The following is a 24,487-nucleotide window of genomic DNA, read 5'->3' on the forward strand; positions in this document are numbered from 1 at the left end:
ATAGATATGTGATCTGGATATTGAAGGAGGTAAGAATGGCCTATACACGTTTGATTGTTTTGGTAATAGTGTTTGAAGTGTTAATGACTGTTATAGTCGGAATGGGGATTTACTTTGGATTTTCCATCTTTCCTTATTCTCCGTCATCGTTAACTTCATCGGGTACTGCTGTGCAGACTGGCGGATTTCTGGCGACTATTCCCTTATATATGCCATCGCTTACGGACTTGAAAATCCCATACACCTATCTTCAGACATGGGATCAGGCTTGGGGAATCGAAGCAGTTCTTGTATCACTGGCAGTCTTGGGGTTGCAGAGTTTTGTGAGAGGTATGTATCTAGGCGGTCTGAAAGGATGGATTCTGAGCCATACGACAGTTTCTTTACTCACAAATGGGCGTAAATATTTCGGTGGGATGCTTGCATGGTCTATTTTTCAAAGCGTAACAGGCATTTTCATTGTTTTATTCGCAAAAGTCTTTATCCCAGTCGGCCTTTTACTTATGATTGCCATACTTTTTTACTCGCTTACGCCATACTTGATGGTCCTCCAAGATATGACCTTTAGTGATGCCTTATCGAAGGCGCCACGCATGTTTCGCCGTTGTTTCGGCACATTGCTGCCGCTTGCGCTGTTTGCAATGCTATGCACGCTCGTAATTAGCCTATTTCGGTCACTGTCACCTCCTTGGGGATATGCCGTACCGTTGCTAGCATATTCCTGTATTGGAACTTATCTGATTGGTGAGCTCCTGCGAAAGCTAGCAGGGAAGTTAACAACACTTGACGGTAAACAGGTATCGGATCAACCATTCGGGGAAGCTCGCACACGTGGGATGGTTAACGTGTTTATTATGCTGCTGGTGCCAGTACTCATTGGCGCGGGTATGTTTGTAGCTTCTGGCCGGTTTTTAAGCCTACTTGACATAGGTGATAAAAGTCGTATCGACGGGATTTCGTACAATACGAATTTCTCCGATGTCTTCTATGCATCAAAGCAGGCCTATACGGCTTACGAGTGGCAGTCGAAAGATTACAGCATTTCCATAAAACTTCCAGTCATGACTGGAGAAGAGAAGCCAGATGAACTGCGCGGTATAGCTGACATTACATGGCAGATGGATGAGGAGATTCGCATCATGCAAGGGAATTCAACCCGTATTGACGTGCAGTCAGGCTTACATAAGAGCCAGGTCATGTATCGACTTGTCCGTCAGTCTGCTAATAATGGCAGTACCTACTATTCCAGTATGAATGGATCTGCATCAATTCTGCCAGGAGGAAAGCGCCCCCGTGAGCCATTGTCTATTCAAATCATGGTTAGCGGAGATGGTAGTCACATATTTGCCTTGCAATATCCATCGCGATTTGATGTCTCACGAGTATTTCGAGTTTCGGATGATGGAAAGTATTTGATCCCCGGAACAAGCCCAGTGAATCCTATGGATTTTCATGCGTACTGGTTCACCACAGATCAGAATGCAGGCAATGTTTTCGACATACTCGTTGCCAAAAACAAAACGAATGACATAACGACGATAAACCGTGCTTACTTAGCGCTTGCTTGTGCTATGCAAGAAGGCGATGGACGCATGGTTGTCAAACTGCTAGAGACGATGCGACAGGCTGGTGTCAACGTAACTGCTCCCGACTGGGATGATCTGACATGGACGGACAACTTGCATCACCGCTATCATGGTGCGACTTTGCCGTTGACCCTGGAGTTGCTGAGCAAAGCTGGCGTACAAGGCAGCTATGTAAGCCAAGAAATCGTGGATAAAAGCGATGAAAATATCGGTGTATACCGGTTCGAGGTACCGTTCCCGGACGGCATGATTCCAATTACTTATTCAGAATCTAAGAAAGATGGTAAGTTGCTGTCTATACATGTGTTGGATTAGAAGGAGAGTGGAATATAACACCGAATTGCATCAAAGAAGCCCACATCGTCATCCGCGGACCTTGGGAGTTTCAACTGCAATAAGACTTGACAATTCGATAATTCCTTAGTAAAGTAGTCAAAAATCATATCGAAATATTGATGAATGGGATAGTAATTCGAACAGACAGTCGCAGCGAGCCGGGTCAGTGGAAGCCGGTACGGATGTTACGAATGAAACGGACCCAGGAAATGGTTTGCCGAAAATAAGTAGGTAAATCCGGTCAGTCGACCGTTACGAAGCAGAGGGGTTAAACAAGATGTTTAACACTTAGAGTGGTACCGCGGGAATTTATAGCTCTCGTCTCTTAGTAGAGACGGGGGCTTTTTGTATTTTCAGAAAAAAGGAGTTGGCCGCATTGATGAATTATAAGCAACATATTGCATCGAAGATTGCTACGTTGCTCACGGGTTTTGAAGCTCAGGAGATAGCTGCGCTAATGGAATATCCTTCTGATCCAGAGAAGGGGGATCTGAGTTTACCCTGTTTTCGTCTAAGCAAACCACTTAGAAAATCACCTCAACTGATCGCCGATGAGCTAAAGTTTGCTCTCCAAGATGAAGAAATCGACTATTCGGAGTCGGTCGCAGGTTATCTGAATATTTTTCTAAAGAAGGAGCGTTTTGCTAAAACGCTGGTTAGCGAAATTCTAACGACCGGTGATCGTTATGGTTCACAGGAAATAGGGCAAGGAAGCACCGTAGTCATCGACTTCTCATCGCCGAACATCGCCAAACCGTTCCATGTCGCTCATCTGAGATCTACGGTAATTGGGAATGCACTCTATCAGATCCATGCTTTTCTGGGATACAAATGTGTGGGGATCAATCACTTAGGGGATTGGGGGACGCAGTTCGGGAGGTTGATTGTAGCCTACCAACTGTGGGGAAACGAGGAGGCTGTCACGAAAGGAGCGATTGACGAACTTCTACATCTTTATGTGAAATTTCATGAGGAAGCTGAGCAAGACCCCACATTGGAGGATCAAGCGCGTGCGTGGTTTACGAAAATGGAGCAAGGCGACGAATCCGCGCTTACCTTGTGGAGATGGTTCGTCGAAATTAGCATCGCCGAATTTCAAAAGATTTACAAGTTATTAGGCGTTCAATTTGACGCCTTTACGGGTGAAAGCTTTTACAATGATAAAATGGAACCGATCATAGAGGAGCTTAAATCAAAGCAACTTTTAGAAGAAGATGAGGGTGCTTGGTTAGTGCGATTGGATGATTATGGCATGGCACCAGCCCTGATGCTCAAGAAGGATGGAAGCTCCCTGTACCATACTCGCGATCTTACAGCAGCGATGTATAGAGCCGAAACCTATGACTTTGCTAAGGCCATTTATGTGACGGACTACGCGCAAAACTTGCATTTTCAACAATGGTTCAAAGTGGTGGAGCTAATGGGATATGAATGGGCAGACAAGCTTGAGCATGTTGCGTTCGGCCGTGTGAGTATTGAGGGCGCAAGCTTATCCACGCGTAAGGGGAATGTGATTAAGCTGGAGGACTTATTGCAGCAAGCAATCCAGAAGACATTAGAAATTATCGAAGCGAGAAATCCAGATTTGGTTGATAAAAAGCAAGCAGCTGAGCAAGTTGGCGTTGGAGCTGTCATTTTTAATGATTTGAGCAGTAATCGCATCAAAGATATTGATTTTTCTTGGGACAGTGCGCTTAATTTCGAAGGTGAAACGGGTCCTTACGTGCAGTACACCTATGCAAGAACATGCAGTGTATGGAGTAAAGCACTCGCTACTTATGGACCATTGAACTTGGCCAACGAACATGATCTCGAGTGGACCCATTTGGCAAGTACCGAAGCCATAGAGGTTCTTAAACAACTCTATCTATTTATAGAACGTGTAGAACAAGCCATGCTGAAGCTGGAGCCATCTGTGATAGCCCGTTATCTGATTGATCTGGCACAAGCGTTTAATCGCTTTTATCATGCTTGCTACATCCTTCTCGAGGAGAAACAAATTAGAGAAGCTCGTTTAGCACTAGTAAGCTGTGTGCAAACCACGTTGCGTAATGGCTTAAAGTTGATTGGTTTACAAGCGCCTGATGAAATTTAATGATATAAAAGATTAATGTCATTAATTAAATTCCAAGGGCGTATGCATGGAAAAAGGCGGCCATATAAGCCGCCCAGATCCATACATGTTAACTAACAACATACACACTTACAGACTTAAACTCTTCATGCTTTGCTCGGAATAGCGATCACCGACAGCTGCACCTTTTGGTGCAATCTCATTGATTTGCTTCAATTCATCTGGAGTTAGGTGAACGTCCAGGGCACCCACGTTTTGCTCCAAATACGAAATCTTCTTCGTGCCTGGAATCGGAACAATATCATCCCCTTGAGCAAGCAGCCAAGCGAGTGCTAACTGAGCAGGTTCACAACCTTTTTGCTGAGCCATGACTTGGATATGTTGAACCAATTCAAGATTTTTGGTGAAATTGTCACCTTGAAAGCGGGGAAGAAAACGACGGAAATCGTCCGCGGCTAGATCTTCGAATTTCTGAATTTGGCCAGTTAAGAATCCTCTTCCTAAGGGACTATAAGGAACGAAACCGATGCCAAGCTCACGACAAACAGGAAGAATCTCGTCCTCAACATCACGACTCCAGAGTGAATATTCCGTTTGAAGTGCTGCAATTGGATGAATGGCAGAAGCACGACGAATCGTTGATGCACCGGCTTCGGATAAGCCTAAATAGCGAACTTTTCCCTCGCGAACAAGATCTGCCATGGCACCAACCGTTTCTTCAATCGGCGTGTTCACATCTACACGATGCTGGTAGTACAAGTCGATATGATCGACACCAAGTCGCGTCAAACTTGCTTCGCAGGCTGCTTTTACATAATCAGGTCGTCCGTTAATCCCTAAGAATTCACCGTTAGGCCCACGAACGTTGCCGAATTTGGTAGCAACTACTACTTGATCTCGTTTCCCAGCGATCGCTTTACCAACGAGTTCCTCATTTTTCCCAACACCGTACATATCTGCTGTATCTAAAAAGGTGACCCCAAGCTCTAACGCGCGGTGGATCGTGCGAATCGATTCTTGCTCATCTCGTCCACTATAAAAATCAGACATCCCCATACACCCGAGACCAATAGGTGAAACCTCCAAACCGTTTTGACCCAATGTTCTTTTCATCCAACCAACACACCTTTCAAATTTAGAGTCGTATCACACATACTTGAACATGCCTACTAGGAGGTATATCATGATGATATCAATTAGAGTTAGATCGAAGTCAAGTAAACTTTTTATTCTTTGAAAAGAGGGACATTGATGTACACCATTAACGAAGTCGCCGTAATCTGTGATTTATCCGTTCATACACTCCGCTATTATGATAAAGAAGGGCTGCTTCCCTTTATTTCACGAAATAAGTCGGGGAATCGCGAATTTACAGAGCAAAGTCTGGGACTTATCAAAATCATTTGCTGTTTAAAAAATACAGGCATGCCTATTAAGCATATCAAACAGTACGTTGATTTATGTATGGTTGGCGAAACGAAGGTGGACGACCGCAAGAAGATGCTGGTTGAACATCGGAGAGAAGTGGCAAAGCAGATGGATGAAATGAGGAAAAACTTGAACATTATCGATCTCAAAATCGCGCTGTATGAAAAAGGAGATCAGCATGAATTCGCGCATCACCTAGAGCCTGCTCGAAGTGAATAGTCCGCTATGAGGGAATATAAAAAGCACTTGTCCGGAAGGGGACGAGTGCTTGATCTCACTGAAAACCTTAACTAGAAGATTAGTTATTGATCTTCACTTTGTTTTGATTCTTTCGCTAAATTCTGTTTCAGCGAGGCTTTCTTCGCTAATAATTGCTTTGAGAGATCTCTTTGGAGGCGATCGACGGTTTTGATTTCCTCGTTTAGCTTATTAATTCGCGAAAGCTTACTACTTAAATCGCTGTGCGATTGACTTAATTTCATATCCCGCTGGACTTGGATTATTTTAGCTTGTGCTTTTTCTTTTTTCTTCTTATCGGTGTTCAATTTGAGTTCGATGTCAGCGATTTCTTTCTGAAGCTGATTGACGATTGATTTGGTGAAACTGATGGACATGCGGCACCCCGTATTCATAATGACTAGCTGAGTTCATATTTTACTATAAAAGCAGCTTTTATGCGAGAATATACCGTTCTGCTCATCCAGCTATATTATTTCCATCCTTTGGCTGTGATGGTTTGTTTCTTGCGATGAAAGATCTTTTTGAATAAACTAACTTGTTTCTTACGTCTTAGCGTAAGTCGTACACCTTCGATAAGCAGCAAAGACCTCAGAGAATCGCGACGATTAAGTGTGTGTAATCTTTTGATAAACTGCTCGTCCATGTCAATCATCCTCCCGAATGTGTACATACATGTATAAAGAGATGAACCTAGTAATCTATCTTTATTATAAAAGCATCTTGTAAAAAAGGTTGTCACAATGTAGCTGTCAAATGCGCAGCTTTTGTCGAAGGTGACTGAAACTTTATATGGGGATAATCCAACAACTAAATGAAGGGAAGTTAACACTTCCATAAAGGAGCATACGTGCAGCATGAAATCTCTGGAACAATACTGGAATGAATCTTATCAACGGACGGACCTTACGCTTAGATACGATAACTGGCTCGATAAATATGTGGATGCTTATTTTATAAAAGGTGTTACGAGCCTTATTGTAGATTTGGGTTGTGGCGTCGGGAATAATACGAAATATTTGGTGGAGAGAGGATTTTCTCCGATTGCGTGCGACATTTCTGAAAAGGCGATTAAGAAATTGAACACGTTTATGCCAGAAATCGAAGTGCATTGCTTGGATATGACGCAAGGTCTTCCATTTGGCGATCATACTGTCGATGTGCTGATTGCTGATCTGAGTCTCCATTATTTTGACGAGCGTACAACGAATGACGTTATCCGAGATATTCACCGCGTTTTGAACAAAGACGGCGTGCTGCTGTGCAGGTTGAATTCCATCAACGAAATCGCCAATAAAGGTGAGAGTACGCCTAGTCATGAGGCCTATTTATTAGAAAATCAAGGCATCTATCGGAGATTTTTTGATCGCGGCGAAATTGAACGATTTTTTGAAGAGAAGGATTGGCAATACATCTTTGCAGAAGAATATGAAATGGACCGCTATACGAACAAAAAAATGTTATGGGAAGTTGCTTTGAAGCCGAAGAAAACAGATGCGAACGGATAAGATGAGTTGATCTGCCGAAAAATGAAATAGTCATGAAAAAGCAAAAAGTAGTCAATTTCCGCATGCAAACAGGTAAAGGATTTGGGGCTAGATAAGCGAACCTAGTATAGTAACGAAAGATGTTCATACACTTCAATCACATGTGAGAAGAAAAGGGGATTCCCATGAAACAACTTGGTATTGCACTCATTGGTTGCGGAGCGATTTCCAGCGTACATTTGAAAGCCATTTCAGAAATTCCATCAGTTACCTTAATCGCAGTTGTTGACACGAACGCCGAGTTGGCAGCAAAGACTGCGGAGACGTATCAATGTCGCTACTATACGGATTATCGGGAAATGCTGAACAATCCTGATATAGATGTTGTACATATATGCACCGCGCATTACCAACATGCCCCAATGGCGGTTGATGCCCTGAAGGCTGGCAAGCACGTGCTGACAGAGAAGCCTATGGCTGAGACGAAGGACGCGGCACTGACGATGTTAAAAGCAGCAGAGGAACATACGCAGGTGCAGCTTGGTGTCATTTTCCAAAATCGATATAACCCAGCCTCTCAAATCATGAAAAAAGCCGTTCAATCGGGTGAGCTCGGAAACTTGCTATGCTTGAAAGGTATCGTGACGTGGTGCCGAGACGCTTCCTATTACCAAACGGAGTGGAAGGGGAAATGGGCCACGGAAGGCGGCGGTGTTCTCATTAATCAGTCCATCCATACCTTGGATTTGCTTCAATGGCTAGGTGGCGAAGTCACCTCGATTAAAGGGACGATGTCGAACGATTCGCTCGAGGGAATCATTGAGGTGGAGGATACGGTACATGCTCATCTCACTTATCACAATGGAGCAACAGCCGTCTTTTATGCGACGAATGCTTATGGGGTGAATTCTCCACCGGAGATCGAACTCGTTTTCGAAAAAGGAAAGCTTGTGCTTGCTGGTGATACCTTGTATCAAGTGATCGATGGTGTGCAGACCTTGTTAACCTCGCCAGAAGCTAATAACTTAGGCGTGAAGTCGTATTGGGGAATCAGTCACAGCAAGCAAATTGCTGATTTCTATACCCACATTCAGAACGGCCGCAAATATGAGTTGGATGGTCCCGAGGGTTTCAAAGCATTTAACCTAGTCATGGATGTTTATGAATCATCGAGATCAGGACAACGGATTCGTTATAGCTAATAGCCCAAATTTAGAGAATGGACTGCCGCAGAGGTTGCAAATGTGCAGCTGATGCGGTGGTCTGATTTGATTTTAAGAGGCGGATTGTTGGACTAAATGGGGGAGGTAATCAAATGAAAATAACAGTTCTGGGCAGATGGGGCGCATATCCGAAAGCAGGAGAGGCAACGGCCGGTTATCTTTTAGAAATTGGTGAACATCGCATACTACTCGATTGTGGCAGCGGTGTTTTGGCTGCTGTTCAACAATATCTTGAGATAAGTGAATTAACGACGGTTTTTCTGTCACACCAACATTTCGATCATATGGCGGATTTGGGCTGCCTTCAATATGCTTGCTTGATTGATATGGATTTGAAACGAAGAGAGAAGCCATTGAGACTATTACTGTCTGAGACAAAAAATAAGAAGTGGACAATTCCGTCCATACAGGGAACGGTTGCAAAGGGGATAAACAAAAGTGATACCGTCACGCTCGAGGGTGGCATTCAACTTACTTTTTTCCAAACAAATCATGATGCCTATTGCTTAGGCGTGAGGGTTGAAGCCGACAATAAAGTGCTTGTCTACACGGCAGATACGCGTTATGATGAGTCATTAATCCCACATATTCAAGGTGCCGATTTACTGATTACCGAAGCTTCCTTTTATGCGGAATTCAATGCGAGTCAGTATGGACATATGACATCCATTGAAGCTGGCAGGCTTGCTGCTAAGGCTGAGGTGAAGTCATTAATGCTTTCCCATTTACCACATTTCGGAGACATTCAATTGTTAAAGCAAGAAGCTGAGACGATGTTTTCTGGGAAAGTGATGTTAGCTGAGTTTGGACAATTAGTGGAATTATAACTCATTTCAAATATTCTTGGAGGCACATATGATAACCAAACTAGATGAACTTAGAATTGGAATAGATGAAGTGGATCAGCAAATCATCGCTTTATTAGCGGAGAGGTTTAGACTAACTGAAGAAGTTGGCTTGTATAAAGCGTCGAATCAACTGGTTGCACAGGACCCGAATCGAGAGAAGCAACAGTTTCAGAAGATTGTCCAGCTTTCAGAGAAGAATGGGATTAATCCTGAATATACAACAGAAATTTATAGATGTTTGATTGATCTTGTTATCTCTCGACATGAAGTGTTACTTGCGATCAATTCATGAATAATGCCCCATTTGGAAAACGTAACGATAACGCGTTGTCTAAAAGGGGCGATTTTACATTGAGAAGTCTAAAAATTATTGCTGCAGTAGTAAGTGTCACCTTACTCTTTGTATGGCATACACCAAGAGTTAATGCTGAGAGTTATTCACCTCAAACGCAGGTTGCAGACTCACGAGAATTACAAAATCAAGATATGCTTGTCTTATTCCTACTACCGTTGATGGAGCAGAAATTGGCTGAGGTATATGTCTCCACGTTGAAGGAATCGCCGGGATTATACCCCTATTATGTGGATGTTACAAAGGTGGAAAGAGTCAATGGATTTCGAGGGTATGAATTTCGGATTACGCTGCATGCTACGCCTACATTAGGGCCACATATTCCAGTTGGTGAGGATCTGTTTACGTTTGAGATTAGCCCAGGTCCTAAGGTGAAACTTATTAAATTCGAACATGTAAAAGGTCCTGAGAAAAAGAAATTTCCGCCTAATTATCAAGACTTATTAAGATAGAATAGGGATTATTCCTAAGATGATTGGTTCAACTAATCCATTCTGACTCATCCTCAACTACCTACACCTCAGCACGAAACAACGTCCCATCGTCGCGAAAATAAAAAGCAATTTCATCCGTTATTGTACTTAGTCGAACAGAGCTTTGTGTGTACTCTTCGATGATGCCGCGATCGACTTCCGTGTACATCCCATTCTCATCAGGTTGCCACACGGAAACCGTGGTTTGAGATAACGCGGCGGTGAATAGATCCCCATCAGATTTTAAAGTTTTGCGCATCAGTGTTGACCTCTCCTTCGGATCGTTCAATTGCGATCAGCTTGTGTACGAGTATTACTCCAGTATATTCAAAGCAAGGTAAGAAATGCGAATCATGAGCCTATGCTTTGCGTACAAAAGATGAAGAGAAAAGTATTAATCATAAAGTACGAAACATGAAACTGAAAACATGAAACATGAAACATGAAACATGAAACATGAAGGACAAAACATGAAGCCCAACTGAAAGGAATGATTCCGCAGAAATTAAGCGGATTTTCCGGCTAAGTCGATTACTTAGGAGCTAAACGGAATTTCCGATTAACTCGCAGCAGAATGGCTAGATTACTTAAGAGCTAAACGGATTTTCCGATTAACTCACAGCTGAAAGGCTAGATTACTTAAGAGATAAACGGATTTTCCGATTAACTCATAGCAGAATGGCTAGATTACTTAAGAGATAAACGGATTTTCCGATTAACTCACAGCTGAAAGGCTTGATTACTTAAGAGATAAACGGATTTTCCGATTAACTAGCAGGTGAAAGGGCTGATTACTAAGGAGATAATCGGTTTTTCCGATTAACTAGCAGCCTAATGGCCTGATTACTGAGAAGATAATCGGTTTTTTCGATTAACTCGCAGCAAAAAGGCATGAGTACTTAAGAGATAAACGGATTTACCGATTAACTCACAGCGGAATGGCCTGATTACTTAAGAGATAAGCGGTTTTTCCGATTTAATCATAGATGAATGGCTTGCATCTATAGGAATAGAAGAGTTAAATTACTTAAGTTTAGTAATCGAGCCCGATTTCTTCCGTGCAAGTCGATTTCATCGACATACGCTGCGCCTCCGGTCTCGATTCTTCCGTGCAAATCGATTTCATCGACTTACGCCGCGCCTCCGGTCTCGATTCTTCCGTGCAAGTCGATTTCATCGACTTACGCGCCGCCTCCGGTCTCGATTCTCCCGTGCAAGTCGATTTCATTGACTTACACCCCGCCCTCGAGTCCGATTCCCCTGTGCAAGTCGATTTCATCGACTTACGCCGCGCCTCCGGTCTCGATTCTCCCGTGCAAGTCGATTTCATCGACTTACACCCCGCTCTCGAACCCGCTTCTCCCGTGCAAGTCGATTTCATCGACTTACATCACGCTCTCGAACCCGCTTCTCCTTTGCAAGTCGATTTCATCGACTTACACCTATCCTTGCCGTGTTCCCCCGAAGACCTAGGATACAAAACTTCTTCCCCCCAAAAAAAAGGCTGTCCCCTAGGTCCTAAACCTTGGAAAACAGCCTCACATGTTTTTCTTTATTTAGACTCAGCGCACACCCTTCATATAGCCCAATATTTTTGGCGTCAGCAGAAAAAGAATGCCACTCAACACTAAAGCTATCACCCCGATGACGCCGAAGTACATCATTTCGGACTCTTCGCTGTACAATTTCACGATTTGCGCATTAATCGCTTGAGCCCCCGCGTTAGACAGAAACCATAAGCTCATTGTCTGTGCTAAGAACGCTGCAGGGGCTAGTTTCGTTGTAGCCGAGAGCCCAACAGGTGATAAGCATAGCTCGCCAATCACTACTATGAAATAACTCAGCACAAGCCAGAGTGGATTGACAAGTGAGCCACTACCGCCAATAAGTGCGGGCAGAAGAATCAGGAGAAAGGAAAGTCCAGCAAAGAGCAGCCCTAGCGAAAACTTAGTTGGAATCGAAGGCTGACGATCACCCAGTTTGAGCCAAAGCCAGCCGAAAATTGGCGCGAATACGATAATGAACAAAGGATTTAAGGACTGGAACCATGCAGGGGATATGTGAATGCCTGCGTAATCCAGCTGTGTTCTCCGATCAGCAAAGCTCGCGAGTATGGTCGAGCCTTGCTCTTCGATGGCCCAGAACATGACCGAGGCAATGAAGAGCGGGATATAGGCTAGAATTCTAGATCGTTCCACAGCCGATGTCTTCGGACTTCGATACATGACAATGAAGTACAGTGTCGGAATGAGGATACCTAGAATGCCGATAATCCCTGAAAACACAGTAAATGTAAGTATCCCTGTCGGAATTGTGACAGCCAAGATGATCAGTAGAATAAGAAGGGCAACACTGAACCGTGTGACTAATTTCTTCTTTTCAGAAGCTGGAAGTGGATTTACAACAAACGTTCCGGCAAGTCCAAGGTTCTTTTTTCTAGAAAATATATAAACAAGCAGCCCAATAAACATACCTATTGCGGCTAAAGCAAATCCAAGATGGAAATTATTGTTCATACCAATAGTGCCTACTGTTAATGGTGCTAGAAACCCGCCTAGATTAATTCCCGTATAAAAAATACTAAAAGCAGAGTCCCGTCGATGATCATCTACGCGATAAATTTCACCAACCATGCTGGAGACATTCGGTTTCAACAGTCCGGTTCCTATAATAATGAGGAACATCGACGTGAAAAAAAGCGCTGCGTTGCCTGGAATGGCAAGAACGAGATGCCCTAACATGATCAAAATGCCGCCATAAAATACGGCCTTCGAATTCCCGAAAACGCGGTCAGATAACCAACCACCGATAATGCCCGACATATAGACGAGCGATCCATAGAGCGACATGATGGCTAGCGCAGTTTTTTGATCAATACCTAAGCCGCCTTGAGATGTTTCATAGTACATATAGTAAACCAGGATAGCACGCATGCCATAGTAGGAAAACCGTTCCCAAAACTCAGTGAAAAATAGCGTAAATAGGCCTTTGGGGTGACCGATAAATCCAGTTTGGGGTACACTTGCAACGATTTTCTGTTTATCGTCATCTGACATGATTCAATCTCCTTCATAGGTAGGGTTCTTCTGATGAGTACACGTTAGATATTCCCAACAAGTTGGCATTGTAATCGGCATTTCCCGTTTATCTCCATTTGCAAATGGTCATAATGGAAAGGGGATGACAACAAGGAGGGACCCACATATTGCCTGCTGACGAAACGATTCCAATTGATCCTACTATTGAATACAACCTTGAACGTATGATGAAGGATTTTGGCGAAAGCGACGACTTGGTTATACGAGAAATACATGATGATGGTTCGTTGGAAATCTCCGCAGCTGTTGTGTATATCGATGGCCTTTCAGATACAACTGCGATTAACTGTTATATTTTTGATGTGTTAAATCACCTGATACGTCAAGTACCCACCGATAAGCAGAAAGACATGATGAGTACGGAAACACTCGCAAGAGAGCTTCTTAATGGGATGGGCTCCATCCGGATTGTTGCAGAATTGAATGAACTGTACAAAAATTTGCTATCAGGCGAAGCGATCATTTTGTTTAAAGGCATCCATCACGCCTACCGCGCTGATATTCGTGATTGGAAGGGACGCGATGTTACCGAATCGACGAATCAGACATCTGTACGTGGACCAAGAGAAAGCTTCACGGAGACGCTTCGAACCAATACATCGTTGATTAGGCGTAAAATAAAAGATCCCAACCTTTGGTTGGAAACGATATCGATTGGACGCCTTACCAAAACGGACGTGACCATCATGCATATCAATGGCGTTGCGAAGCCGTCTGTTCTTACACTCGTTCGCGCGAAACTAAAGGCGATTGATATCGACAGTATTTTGGACAGTGGATATATCGAGGAATTGATTGAGGAAAATCACTTTTCGCTTTTTCCAACTATTTACAATTCGGAGCTACCTGATAATGTTGCAGCACAGTTATTAGAGGGGAAAGTGGCCATCTTGGTCGATGGAACGCCCAATACCTTACTAGTTCCCACACAGTTGGTTACTTTTTTTCAGTCTCCAGAGGACTATTATCAGCGTTCATTGTATGCAAGTTTATTGCGGATACTTCGCTATGGCAGCGTGTTTATCTCATTATTACTGCCCTCGATTTATATTGCAATTACAACGTTCCACCGCGATATGCTACCCGCTTCGCTGCTGATCGGATTGGCTGCCCAGCGAGAGGGTGTACCATTGCCTGCATTTGTTGAAGCCCTTGTGATGGAGCTTACCTTCGAGATTCTTCGAGAGGCAGGTCTTCGTATGCCCCGGGCAATTGGACAAGCGGTTTCCGTCGTTGGTACGCTCGTTATCGGACAAGCTGCTGTTGAAGCAGGCATCGTATCTGCTGCCATGGTTATCGTCGTTTCTGTTACGGCGATATCTACTTTTACTTTACCGGCCTACAGCATGTCCATACCGATCCGTATTCTAAGGTTTGCGTTTATGGGTGTAGCCGCTAGTTTTGGTTTATTTGGTATCGTTATGGGGTTGTTCGTCCTTTTATTGCATTTATGCGCTTTGCGCTCTTTTGGAGAGCCCTTTATGTCGCCATTCTCCCCGTATCACGCTACAGATGTACAGGATACTGTTGTACGTATGCCGAGATGGCTATCGTTCAAACATCCAGGAACATCCGTAGGAGGAGGAAGTGAGCGGATACGAAAGCGTAAGTAGGGAGGCACTGTCAGCTTGAGATATAAAATCACGATCATTGTGCTTGTCTTACTTATGTTAACTGGCTGTTGGAGCCGGCGGGAACTAAATGAGCTTCTTATCGTTCTCGGGGTCAGCGTTGATTGGGAGGATGGCGAGTATTTGGTTTCCTTCCAAGTCGTCAATCCTGGTGAGATCTCTGCCCAGAAGCGTGGAGGAGAACGTCCACCAAGTACTCTTTATCAAGGAAGAGGCAAAACCATGTTTGAGGCGGCAAGGTATTTGACCGCGGAGGCGCCACGCAAGGTATATATGGGACATCTGCAGCTTTTTGTCATAGGCGAATCATTGGCTAGAAGGGGGATCAAAGATTTTGTGGATAGTTCATTTCGTGACAATGAAATGCGAATGGATTTCAATATCGTTGTCGCTAGGGGAACGAAAGCGGAGAATATCCTGAAACTGTATACGCCGATGGAAAAGTTACCTAGCTACAGTATGCAGCAGTCGCTGCAAACGTCACAAAAGTCATGGGCTCCTACCGTAGCCATTACGATGGATGAAGTTCTGAATAAATTATCTGGGGATGGGTTTGAGCTAGCCCTCACCGGGATTCAAATGATTGGAGACATCGAAGTCGGCAGAAGGAAAGAAAATGTAGAGTATTTTCAGCCTCCAAGCCGCTACCGCTATAACGGCATTGCTGCTTTTAAGGAGGACAAGCTGATTGGATGGTTGAATGAGGACGAAAGTAAAGGGTATACAGATATTACGGATCATTTAGATAGTACATCCATTGAACTTGCCTGCGCGAAGCAGGAATATATTGGCATTGAAGTCACCTCATCTGACACGAAATTGAAAACGAAAGTAATCAATGGGATACCTGAAGTCACAGTTTCCATTAGGACAGAGTCGAATATTGTGGATAATCCCTGTAAAGACGTTGATTTAACAGATCCCAAGACAATCACACGCTTGGAGGAAGGCGCGAGAGAAATCATGCAATCTCATACAGAAGCCACGATTGCACGTGCCAAGAAATTCAAGTCAGATATCGTTGGTTTTGGAAGTCAGCTAGGGAAGGATCATCCTGCTTATTGGAACAGTGTCAAGGAGAACTGGAACGATGATATGTTCCTTCAAACGAAGGTTATTTACGATATCCATCTGTTCATTAGACAAACAGGAACAACAGGGAATTCAACCGTAAAGTAAAAAGGGATTAAGGAAGTGATTGGAATTGCCTTCTTTTCTTGCCGTGCTGGCCATTGCTGCAGGTACCTTTTGGTTTGAAGCGCCGGGATTGATCCGCCGAAAGCATACAAGAGAACTCGTCGTATTCATTCTATTCCTCCTGATAGCGACGACACTCTACTGTATGTTAACTCTTAAAGTGATACTTCCTAACCCATTTGCGCTCATCAAGTTAATATATGGATGGATTGAAGCCTAAGAACGAAACTGGAGGTAAGGAAGCTCATGTCTACTTACGACAATGCTAAAATATCCGTGCGTCAGTTTACGATCTTAATCATTCTTGGGGTCATCGGCGATTCTATACTCATTTTACCGACAAGCATTGCCAAAAACGCCAAACAGGACTCATGGCTGTCCATGCTGTTAGCTATATTACTTGGTATTGCAGCAGCATGGACATATGCAGTCTTAGCTAAACGACTACAGAGAAGGAGTTTATTTATTGTTATTCGTGAAAAGCTAGGTATTTGGATAGGAAGCATGTTTGCACTCCTGTTTTTATTTGAATTCTATATGTGCATCATAGGTCTATTGAGTGAAATGAGCCAGTTTATGACAGCGCAACTTATGCCGGAAACGCCTGTCAATGCGATCATCGTTGTTTTTAGCATTGTGATGATCTTTGCGTATCATTATGGCATTGAAGCTTTCTCACGCATGAGCGAGCTGTTATTCCCGGTTTTTATGATGTTATTTATTTTTTTAACCGTATTTTTATTGCCCCAAGTAGATATGGCGAATTTGCGCCCGATTGCGGCTATGGGAATCTCCCCCATTTTGAAAGGAACTTTATCGGCATTTGCCATCGGCTTTACCGAAATGTATATCATGCTGATGCTCGTCTCTCATGTTGAAGGTACTACATCACTAACGAAACCGATTATAACGGGTTTTGTTGTCGGTGGATCGCTGTTGTTTATCATCGTATTGCTTTGCGTACTCGTACTAGGGCCTAATCTCATGCAAACGAAATATTATCCTACATTCGTATTAGGGCAGAAAATAACCATAGGAAAATTTATTGAACGTGTTGAGGCTATCATTGCATTCCTCTGGTTTATAAGCGTTTTTTATAAAACAACCATCTTATTTTACTCTTTTACATCGGGCATAGCGCAACTGCTTCAATTGAAGGAAAGTCGCATGCTGACGATTCCAATTGCGATGCTTACACTAATTGGGACAATCGCCGTTACACCAAACATTACGGTATATAATGACATTATTTCTAGTTATATATGGTTTGACATCAGCTTTGGTTTTCTCTTACCTTTGTTGTTGCTACTGTTACTTATGCTTGTTAATAAACGCAAAAAAGGCAATCCGAGTGACAACCAAGACAATCTATTACAAGCCCAGGAGGATACATCCAATGGATCGACTATTTAAAATGAAAGAGCGAGGCACGACCTTTTCAACCGAAGTAATGGCCGGGGTGACAACGTTCTTGACGATGGTCTACATTGTAATTGTGAATCCAGGTGTATTAAGTACAACCGGCATGGATTTCCACGGCGTTTTCATGGCGACCGTACTAGCCAGCATTATTGCTACACTCATCATGGGGATTTTTGCGAACTACCCGATTGTGATCGCGCCAGGTATGGGGTTAAATGCTTATTTTGCATTTACTGTGGTAGGAGGTAACGGCGTAGCATGGCAGGTTGCTCTTGGCGCTGTATTCGTAGCAGGCCTACTGTTCGTCGTACTGTCACTAACAAGCATTCGATATGTTTTGCTCGATGCAATCCCTACAAGCTTGAAACATGCGATCACCGCTGGTATCGGGCTATTTATCACATTCATTGGTTTGCAAAATGCAAAAATCATTGTCGCCTCGCCCGCAACTTTACTCACATTAGGCAACTTAAGAGAGCCTATGACCGCATTGACATTACTTGGCTTGATTATTTCCTTAGTATTACTTGCATATCAAGTGCGCGGCTACTTGTTCTTCGGCATGCTGATCACTGCAATTCTTGCATGGTTGGTCGGATTGCTGACGCTACCGAACAGCTTTGTTGCTGTACCTTCTGGACTAGTAGCGACAGCTTTTCAGCTAGATATTAAGGGAGTTTTCTCGGGAGGCTTATATGCCGTCATATTTACGTTTTTGTTAATCACGTTGTTCGACACAACGGGTACGATGTTAGGTGTAGCCGAACAGGCGGGTCTTCTCCAAGATAACAAATTCCCACGCTCACGAGGCGCACTGCTGGCTGATGCCGTCGGCACGACGACTGGCGCTCTTCTTGGCACGAGTCCGACGTCGGCTTATATTGAATCCAGCTCTGGCGTTGCGGTTGGGGGGAGAACGGGCTTAACGGCTGTCGTGGTATGCATATTGCTTGCGTTAACCTTGTTGTTTTCACCCATTATCGCGGTGCTGGCAAGTATTCCAGCAATAACCGCGCCTACGCTAATTATTGTCGGTTTTCTCATGATGAATGTGCTGCGCAAAATCGAGTGGCAAGACCTGGAGGAAGCCTTCCCAGCTTTCTTAATTGTTGTTCTCATGCCGCTAACGTATAGCATTGCGACTGGTATTGGGATTGGATTCATCGTCTATCCGATTCTCAAGTTCGTTCGCGGGAAGCGGAGGGATGTTCATCCGATTTTCTATTTGTTTGCGGTGTTGTTTTTTATTCAGATCGTCTTTTTCACGCATTAATGTGTAAAATAGTGTGAGGATATCTGCACAAATATATTGAATATTTATACAAAATATCGCATAATCATTCTATCTGATTTTACACCAACTTTAGATGTTGTTGTGGGGGGATAGAATGATTTTAACCTGTGAATCTAACCAAGTAGAAGATTATTTATGTGAATCCAAAGAAGTGGATTATCGCTCCGATGCAATTCGAGGCAAAGCGGAAGAACTGTTCGCCAAAGCTTTAGACGAAATTGACTTTGTACGTAAATCCTTTGAATTTGTTCGAGATGAGATCTCACATTCGTGGGATATTCAAAGCTCACGAGTCACATGCCGTGCATCGGAAGTACTCCATTTTAAAGAAGGCATCTGTTATGCGAAATCTAATTTGCTGTGTGCTATTTTGAGAAGTAAAGGTCTGCCTACAGGCTTCTGCTATCAGCGACTGACCTTGGGCGATATGCCTGAATCGGGGTACTGTCTGCATGCTTTGAATGCCGTCTATCTTCAATCGGTAGGCAAATGGATTCGCCTTGACGCACGTGGCAATAAGCCAGGTATTCAAGCGGAGTTTGCGCTGGAAGAAGAGAAGTTGGCCTTCTCGGTAAGAGCCGCTTACGACGAAATTGATTATCCTCTCATCTACTCCCGTCCAAATCCGGATACAATGAGTGTCTTGCAGCACGCTACGGATTGTATAACCATGTATAACGAAGGGTTACCAACTAGCTTATAGTTGAAATTTTACAGGTAACAAGGACTTAACTCATTGACAGCGAATACAATAAATGTAAAATAATTCGCGGAGATGAGGATGGTACTACATGACCTTTTTCGGACTTTTCTTTTTGATTATCCTAGTAGGCATCATTGTCAGTCTAATTAGCAAAGCAACGGGATCCAGCGGAAATAATCACAATATGGATTCAACATCCCATCCCAATATGAATAATGATGCACATCGGCACGTACAAACGCATATGGAACTGCACAATCAACAAATGAACAATTCAGTCGTGAATGATTTAATTTCGAATAATCAAGTAACAGCTCCCACGGCAACAAGTTATGAGGCTGGTAATTCATGGAGTTCTGACACTGGCAGCAGTGGAACATCGGATACGAGCAGTGGCGGAAGTTTCGATAGCGGTAGTAGTGGTGGGTTTGATAGTGGCGGTGGGGGCAGCAGTGATAGTGGGACAAATAGTAGTAATTAGAGAATCCGAGGGGATTCTTTTTTTTGTGTGTGGATCGTCGACAATGAAATGACGTATACACGAGTTTCTATGCAGTGAACCGTATGGAATAGATAGTGTAAGTCATTGCAGCATGATTCTCGTAAATAGGTTATCCCCCCTGATTAGCACCACGTTCCTCCAGGATCGTGGTGTTTTTTGCCTGATAGAGTAGGAGACTTTCCAGGAAGATGAAAGACAGTTTCCATTTTAGCCACCTATGGTAGGTTGTAATTTTTAAATTTTTGGTTGTAAAACGCTGTATTCTTAGGAGCAATCTCCACGTAATATTGACATTAAAGCGCTACCAAATAAGTATGATTCAATCGATAAAGGGGCTACCAAACATGGGGAATATGGAAATCTCTAGACCGCTGCCACTGAAACAAATTGATATAGATGACGATTTTTGGTCTGGATATATTCAGTTAGTTCGAAACGTTGTTGTTCCTTATCAATGGGAAGCATTAAATGATCGCATTGATGGTGCTGCGCCCAGTCATGCCATTCGTAATTTTAAGATTGCAGCAGGGCTTGAGCAAGGTGAGTTTTATGGCATGGTATTTCAGGATAGCGACGTCGCGAAATGGCTTGAAGCGGTAAGCTATCTCTTAGAAACGGGACAGGATCCTGAATTGGAACGCGTGGCGGATGAGATCATTGACATTATTGCTAACGCGCAGCAAATTGACGGTTATTTAAACACTTATTTTACACTCAAAGAACCAGCGGGCAAGTGGTCTAACCTAGCAGAATGTCATGAGCTATATTGTGCGGGGCATATGATTGAAGCCGCAGTTGCTTATTATCATGCAACGGGTAAAAGAAAAATTTTGGATGTAGCTTGTCGTTTGGCCGACTGTATTGATACTGTTTTTGGTCCTGAAGCAGGGAAAATACAGGGTTATGATGGTCATCAAGAGATTGAACTCGCACTGGTGAAATTATATCATGTGACCGGTGATGGAAAGTACTTGATCTTGAGTCAATTTTTTCTCGATGAACGTGGTAAAGAGCCTAATTTCTATGAATTAGAATACATACGCCGCGGTCAGACCAAACATTTTCCCATGCTCGATATGGTGTTTGATCGCTCTTATAGTCAATCGCATTTACCAGTTCGCAGCCAGGAATCGGCCGAGGGTCATGCTGTGCGAATTGTCTATATGTGTTCTGGCATGGCTGATGTGGCCGCCGAAACTGGCGATAAAGCGTTACTCAATGCTTGTAGAGTCTTATGGAATAATATCGTGTCCAAGCGTATGTACATAACTGGAGCCATTGGGTCCATGGCACATGGAGAATCATTCTCACTTGATTATGACTTACCAAGTGATACGGCATATGCGGAAACTTGCGCTTCCATTGGATTAATATTCTTCGCACAACGCATGCTGCAGATCGAAGCAAAAAGCGAGTATGCAGATGTAATGGAACAAGCTCTCTATAACACAGTAATCAGTAGTATTTCGAAGGATGGCAGGCATTTCTTTTATGTAAATCCGCTTGAAGTTTGGCCCGAAGCATCGGATAAAAATAAAGGCTTTAGTCATGTGAAGCCAGAGCGGCAAGGCTGGTTTGGTTGTGCTTGCTGTCCGCCTAATATTGCTAGATTTCTTGCTTCATTGGGGCGTTATATCTATTCGCTCAAAGACAGAACCATCTATACGCACTTGTACATAGGCAGCTTGATGAAATTTGATATAGATGGCAGTGAGATCATTCTCAAACAGTGCTCGAATTTCCCTTGGGATGGGAAGGTTAGTTTTGAAGTTTCGCTTGATAAAGAGACGGAATTTACATTAGCACTGCGCATCCCCGGGTGGAGCGGAGGTGCAGAGATTCATGTGAATGGCACGCGCATAGCTTGGGAAGATGATGTCATTGACGGCTATGTGTACATCCCAAGGACTTGGCAACCTGGGGATACGATAGAACTTCATTTTCCAATGACCGTAAGCTGGATGAAAGGCCACCCGTTAGTTCGCGAAACGATAGGGAAAGTCGCCTTGCAGCGAGGACCGATCGTTTATTGCTTAGAAGAAGCAGATAACGGAGCGAATTTGCATCACATTGTCCTTAAACAACTCACAAGTCAATGCGATTCTTTTGATGAGAATTTACTGGGAGGTGTGCTGACAATTACCGCTTCTGCACATCGCGTACAAACGGAAAGTTGGGGAGCTCAGCTTTATAAAGCGAATGAGTTGACGACCACAGAGGCCGTAAATGTGACATTCATTCCATACTTTTCATGGGCAAACCGTGGACGAGGTGAAATGACCGTTTGGGTTAGAACCGAGTCAATCTAAGCGTTTTCTAGCGCTATACCTTCATTTATAAAGTCGCAAAAAACCTTCCCTGCCAATTCTTCATTGGTGCGGAAGGTTTATTTGTTAGAAGCTTTACTATTCAATTATAGTGACCGCTTCTGAATCACATCCCACAAGGTGTGAACATAAGTATCAATTGAGAACCAACGTTCATCGATTTGAACGCTCACATTATTTTCCACCATATCAATGGCTTCTCTAGGGTTGAGCAGGTCATATCTAGGGCTGTACATCTCGGTAAATGGCGGCAAATGATGACGACCCTTGGGCGCGATTGGGGTAGCTCCAAGCAATTGCGCTTCGTATAAAGCTAAAGTAAGGCTGCCGCCAATGGTGACGGAAACCGCTGCCGTAGCTTTAGAGAGTAATTGATAATACTCAGCATGCGGAAGTCTCCCGACTTCAATCCCTAATTCGCGCCACATGGCGACTGGATAATGCGATAAAGGACTCACGGGTGAAGCTATCACAACGCGATAGCCCAAATCCATAAATTCAAATGCCAATCGGACGGAGAGATAAGGTTGATAAAATTCATTCATTCGACCTGGGAATACAATTAATTTCTCTCTTTGCGTTGAAACATCGATACTTCCAAGTGTAGCATTCACATAGTCATGATCATAGGGAAAGCCAGCAGCGACTACGTCGACATCTGAACCTGCGGGTAAGCATCTTTGGCCCCATGGAACCATACTGGGATTGGTGTAGAAAATAGCTTTTAAAGAAGGATGCTTGAAGATCCATAACGATTCTAGATCTAATACGTTGGTGAAGGGATTCCACACATCGTGCTCTTGAATATAGAGGTTTTCAGGAGCGGGATCTGCCTCCTTGATTTGATCAAAAAGGGTATATCGTGTAATTAATACAGGCTGTTGTAAATCAGTGGGCAGATCAGGTGAGAAGAGATAGGGTATTCCTGCCGATTCTAGCCCTTTTTTTAAACCACTTAAATAGTTTGGATACCACGCGGTCTCATCTTTTTCATCTACGAGTACATGCAGCATGAGGGAAGGCCTCCATTGGGAACAATTTCTGAATCACTATGCCCAATATATCATATTTATGGTAGGAGATCATATCTGCGCGTATCTCTATAATGATTATGGTATAATTTACATCTAGTCACTAAAGGTGGTGTGCATCATGGACAATCAGAAGGACATAATCTTCTCCGATTCGGGCGAGGTAACGAACGGAATTCCTCATAGTAAAGAAATAATTTATGTCGGCCGTAATGGGAATCGTATCGAACGGGTTCGTTTGGAGTTGAAGGCTCCTATAACCAGTTATATTTATAAACCGTTAACGAATTATTCTAGTATTGGGAAAGAAGTGTGGGTTCAAGAACATATCAGCTCCCGCATTCCCGAAGTGCGCGTTCCTCAGATCAGCTACTACTCGAAATCCAATGACCCTGAACATTACTGGATGGTTTTAGAAGATCTCGGTGAAGTGGAACATCCGTTCGGTGTTGACGTACTGCTGAAAACAGCTGAATTGATCCCCTATTGGCACAGGTTGCCGAAGGAGCTTGTTCCGGATGCATTCATGGGGCATTCACCTCTGGTGAATGAGTTGCAGCTTTTTTTTGAAGAGAAATCAGCAGTTATGAAACCTATCTTAGAGAAGCATGGATTCACTTCAGACGAACTTGCCTACATTTATGGTGATATGCTGACCCTGCTTCCTTTTGAAAGCGAAACGGTTATTTCGCATGGCGATTTATATCCTTTAAATATAGCGGAAATAGATCATGAGCTTATCATTTTTGATTGGGAATATATACATAAGAATAGTGTGTTCTGGGATCTATACTCCCTGATGGATATTACAAGTCCGCAATATCGGAGACCTGTTCTCGATCAGACTTCCCGTATCGATGTACTTACAAGGTATTTGACCGCTCGTCAAAAACTGGAATTTCCTACAAAGCTAAGCTTTATCCGTGATTATCATACATTTAGTGCTTTATACACGCTATGGCTGCTCGTATTAATTGAAGGTGATCTTGCTCATGATAAACACGATAGATCAGCTTTACTGCAGCAACAGCAAGAATCTATCGGCATTATGAAGGCCTTATTAAATTATCTTATGAGCGTTTAAACCTACACAGTTAGACAGGTAAATAGGAAAATCAGAAGGTGACCCGCGTGCATACGTTTGGGTCATTTCCTTTGAAAAGATGGGGCAATTTGTGGGAGCTATTTCCAAAGAAAAAATAGCATGCAAAATTCGACAAATCTGATTTATAATAAGG

General features: G+C 43.4%; 24 protein-coding genes and 1 other annotated feature. Of the genes, 16 read left to right on the forward strand and 8 right to left on the reverse strand.

Annotated elements, in window-relative coordinates:
- Positions 1 to 35: 35 nt before the first annotated feature.
- Both A8709_RS16790 and argS read left to right on the forward strand, forming a co-directional pair.
- Positions 36 to 1,901, forward strand: a complete 1,866-nt coding sequence (locus tag A8709_RS16790; protein WP_065853521.1) for a hypothetical protein — start codon at positions 36 to 38, stop codon at positions 1,899 to 1,901.
- Positions 1,902 to 2,032: 131 nt separating this feature from the next.
- Positions 2,033 to 2,251: a binding site (T-box leader), on the forward strand.
- A 50-nt stretch (positions 2,252 to 2,301) separates the two neighbouring features.
- Positions 2,302 to 4,017 (forward strand): arginine--tRNA ligase, encoded by a 1,716-nt coding sequence (argS, locus tag A8709_RS16795; protein WP_065853522.1) that lies wholly within the window; start codon positions 2,302 to 2,304, stop codon positions 4,015 to 4,017.
- A 108-nt stretch (positions 4,018 to 4,125) separates the two neighbouring features.
- Here the strand turns inward: argS and A8709_RS16800 are convergent, their stop codons facing one another.
- Entirely contained in the window at positions 4,126 to 5,109 is a 984-nt protein-coding gene (locus A8709_RS16800; protein WP_065853523.1) for an aldo/keto reductase, read from the reverse strand.
- A gap of 138 nt (positions 5,110 to 5,247) precedes the next feature.
- On the opposite strand from A8709_RS16800, the gene A8709_RS16805 reads away from it, so the two are divergent.
- Positions 5,248 to 5,643: a MerR family transcriptional regulator gene (locus tag A8709_RS16805; RefSeq protein ID WP_065853524.1), complete on the forward strand. Its 396-nt coding sequence runs from the start codon at positions 5,248 to 5,250 to the stop codon at positions 5,641 to 5,643.
- Between the two features lie 83 nt (positions 5,644 to 5,726).
- Here A8709_RS16805 and A8709_RS16810 read toward each other — a convergent pair whose 3' ends face one another.
- Both A8709_RS16810 and A8709_RS34605 read right to left on the reverse strand, forming a co-directional pair.
- Positions 5,727 to 6,038 (reverse strand): hypothetical protein, encoded by a 312-nt coding sequence (locus A8709_RS16810; protein ID WP_065853525.1) that lies wholly within the window; start codon positions 6,036 to 6,038, stop codon positions 5,727 to 5,729.
- A gap of 95 nt (positions 6,039 to 6,133) precedes the next feature.
- Positions 6,134 to 6,307 carry a hypothetical protein gene (locus A8709_RS34605; protein ID WP_167357105.1) on the reverse strand — a complete coding sequence of 58 codons (174 nt, stop codon included), beginning with the start codon at positions 6,305 to 6,307 and terminating at the stop codon, positions 6,134 to 6,136.
- Positions 6,308 to 6,518: 211 nt separating this feature from the next.
- Here A8709_RS34605 and A8709_RS16815 point away from each other — a divergent pair, with 211 nt between their 5' ends.
- The 5 genes from A8709_RS16815 to A8709_RS16835 all read left to right on the forward strand — a co-directional run bounded on the left by A8709_RS16815 (position 6,519) and on the right by A8709_RS16835 (position 10,023).
- Entirely contained in the window at positions 6,519 to 7,169 is a 651-nt protein-coding gene (locus A8709_RS16815) for a class I SAM-dependent methyltransferase (RefSeq protein ID WP_065853526.1), read from the forward strand.
- Between the two features lie 164 nt (positions 7,170 to 7,333).
- Entirely contained in the window at positions 7,334 to 8,350 is a 1,017-nt protein-coding gene (locus tag A8709_RS16820; RefSeq protein ID WP_065853527.1) for a Gfo/Idh/MocA family protein, read from the forward strand.
- Between the two features lie 113 nt (positions 8,351 to 8,463).
- Positions 8,464 to 9,198 (forward strand): MBL fold metallo-hydrolase, encoded by a 735-nt coding sequence (locus tag A8709_RS16825; protein ID WP_065853528.1) that lies wholly within the window; start codon positions 8,464 to 8,466, stop codon positions 9,196 to 9,198.
- A gap of 28 nt (positions 9,199 to 9,226) precedes the next feature.
- A complete protein-coding gene (locus A8709_RS16830; RefSeq protein ID WP_065853529.1) occupies positions 9,227 to 9,511 on the forward strand; it encodes a chorismate mutase in 285 nt (94 codons plus the stop codon).
- A gap of 59 nt (positions 9,512 to 9,570) precedes the next feature.
- Positions 9,571 to 10,023 carry a DUF3888 domain-containing protein gene (locus A8709_RS16835; protein WP_244163225.1) on the forward strand — a complete coding sequence of 151 codons (453 nt, stop codon included), beginning with the start codon at positions 9,571 to 9,573 and terminating at the stop codon, positions 10,021 to 10,023.
- Positions 10,024 to 10,084: 61 nt separating this feature from the next.
- Here A8709_RS16835 and A8709_RS16840 read toward each other — a convergent pair whose 3' ends face one another.
- The 3 genes from A8709_RS16840 to A8709_RS16845 form a co-directional block, all read right to left on the reverse strand.
- Complete coding sequence (locus tag A8709_RS16840) at positions 10,085 to 10,303, reverse strand: hypothetical protein (protein WP_065853530.1); 219 nt, start codon at positions 10,301 to 10,303, stop codon at positions 10,085 to 10,087.
- 774 nt (positions 10,304 to 11,077) lie between these two features.
- Positions 11,078 to 11,425, reverse strand: coding sequence for a hypothetical protein (locus tag A8709_RS34140; RefSeq protein WP_141692567.1), 348 nt, complete (start codon positions 11,423 to 11,425; stop codon positions 11,078 to 11,080).
- A gap of 181 nt (positions 11,426 to 11,606) precedes the next feature.
- Positions 11,607 to 13,100: a peptide MFS transporter gene (locus A8709_RS16845; protein WP_065853531.1), complete on the reverse strand. Its 1,494-nt coding sequence runs from the start codon at positions 13,098 to 13,100 to the stop codon at positions 11,607 to 11,609.
- 149 nt (positions 13,101 to 13,249) lie between these two features.
- Between A8709_RS16845 and A8709_RS16850 the strand changes: the two genes are divergently transcribed.
- Positions 13,250 to 14,755 (forward strand): spore germination protein, encoded by a 1,506-nt coding sequence (locus A8709_RS16850; protein WP_244163226.1) that lies wholly within the window; start codon positions 13,250 to 13,252, stop codon positions 14,753 to 14,755.
- A 15-nt stretch (positions 14,756 to 14,770) separates the two neighbouring features.
- Positions 14,771 to 15,952 (forward strand): Ger(x)C family spore germination protein, encoded by a 1,182-nt coding sequence (locus A8709_RS16855; protein ID WP_065853533.1) that lies wholly within the window; start codon positions 14,771 to 14,773, stop codon positions 15,950 to 15,952.
- Here the strand turns inward: A8709_RS16855 and A8709_RS34930 are convergent.
- The gene (locus A8709_RS34930) at positions 15,938 to 16,081 is read right to left on the reverse strand and encodes a hypothetical protein (protein WP_208607695.1); all 144 of its coding nucleotides are present in this window, start codon (positions 16,079 to 16,081) and stop codon (positions 15,938 to 15,940) included. The two genes, A8709_RS16855 and A8709_RS34930, sit on opposite strands and share 15 nt — an antisense overlap.
- 135 nt (positions 16,082 to 16,216) lie before the next feature.
- On the opposite strand from A8709_RS34930, the gene A8709_RS16865 reads away from it, so the two are divergent.
- From A8709_RS16865 to A8709_RS16885, 5 genes are all read left to right on the forward strand, one after another.
- Positions 16,217 to 17,383 carry a GerAB/ArcD/ProY family transporter gene (locus A8709_RS16865; protein WP_065853535.1) on the forward strand — a complete coding sequence of 389 codons (1,167 nt, stop codon included), beginning with the start codon at positions 16,217 to 16,219 and terminating at the stop codon, positions 17,381 to 17,383.
- Positions 17,367 to 18,665 carry an NCS2 family permease gene (locus A8709_RS16870; RefSeq protein WP_065853536.1) on the forward strand — a complete coding sequence of 433 codons (1,299 nt, stop codon included), beginning with the start codon at positions 17,367 to 17,369 and terminating at the stop codon, positions 18,663 to 18,665. Before A8709_RS16865 ends, A8709_RS16870 begins: the two co-directional genes overlap by 17 nt.
- 115 nt (positions 18,666 to 18,780) lie before the next feature.
- Positions 18,781 to 19,389: a transglutaminase-like domain-containing protein gene (locus tag A8709_RS16875; RefSeq protein ID WP_065853537.1), complete on the forward strand. Its 609-nt coding sequence runs from the start codon at positions 18,781 to 18,783 to the stop codon at positions 19,387 to 19,389.
- A gap of 88 nt (positions 19,390 to 19,477) precedes the next feature.
- Positions 19,478 to 19,870, forward strand: coding sequence for a hypothetical protein (locus A8709_RS16880; RefSeq protein WP_065853538.1), 393 nt, complete (start codon positions 19,478 to 19,480; stop codon positions 19,868 to 19,870).
- Positions 19,871 to 20,235: 365 nt separating this feature from the next.
- Entirely contained in the window at positions 20,236 to 22,200 is a 1,965-nt protein-coding gene (locus tag A8709_RS16885) for a glycoside hydrolase family 127 protein (protein WP_244163227.1), read from the forward strand.
- Between the two features lie 104 nt (positions 22,201 to 22,304).
- Here the strand turns inward: A8709_RS16885 and A8709_RS16890 are convergent, their stop codons facing one another.
- Positions 22,305 to 23,231 carry a hypothetical protein gene (locus A8709_RS16890; RefSeq protein ID WP_065853539.1) on the reverse strand — a complete coding sequence of 309 codons (927 nt, stop codon included), beginning with the start codon at positions 23,229 to 23,231 and terminating at the stop codon, positions 22,305 to 22,307.
- A gap of 139 nt (positions 23,232 to 23,370) precedes the next feature.
- On the opposite strand from A8709_RS16890, the gene A8709_RS16895 reads away from it, so the two are divergent.
- Entirely contained in the window at positions 23,371 to 24,333 is a 963-nt protein-coding gene (locus tag A8709_RS16895) for a protein kinase family protein (protein ID WP_065853540.1), read from the forward strand.
- Positions 24,334 to 24,487: the final 154 nt, after the last annotated feature.

Source organism: Paenibacillus pectinilyticus, assembly GCF_001700435.1.
Classification (GTDB): Bacteria; Bacillota; Bacilli; order Paenibacillales; family NBRC-103111; genus Paenibacillus_E; species Paenibacillus_E pectinilyticus.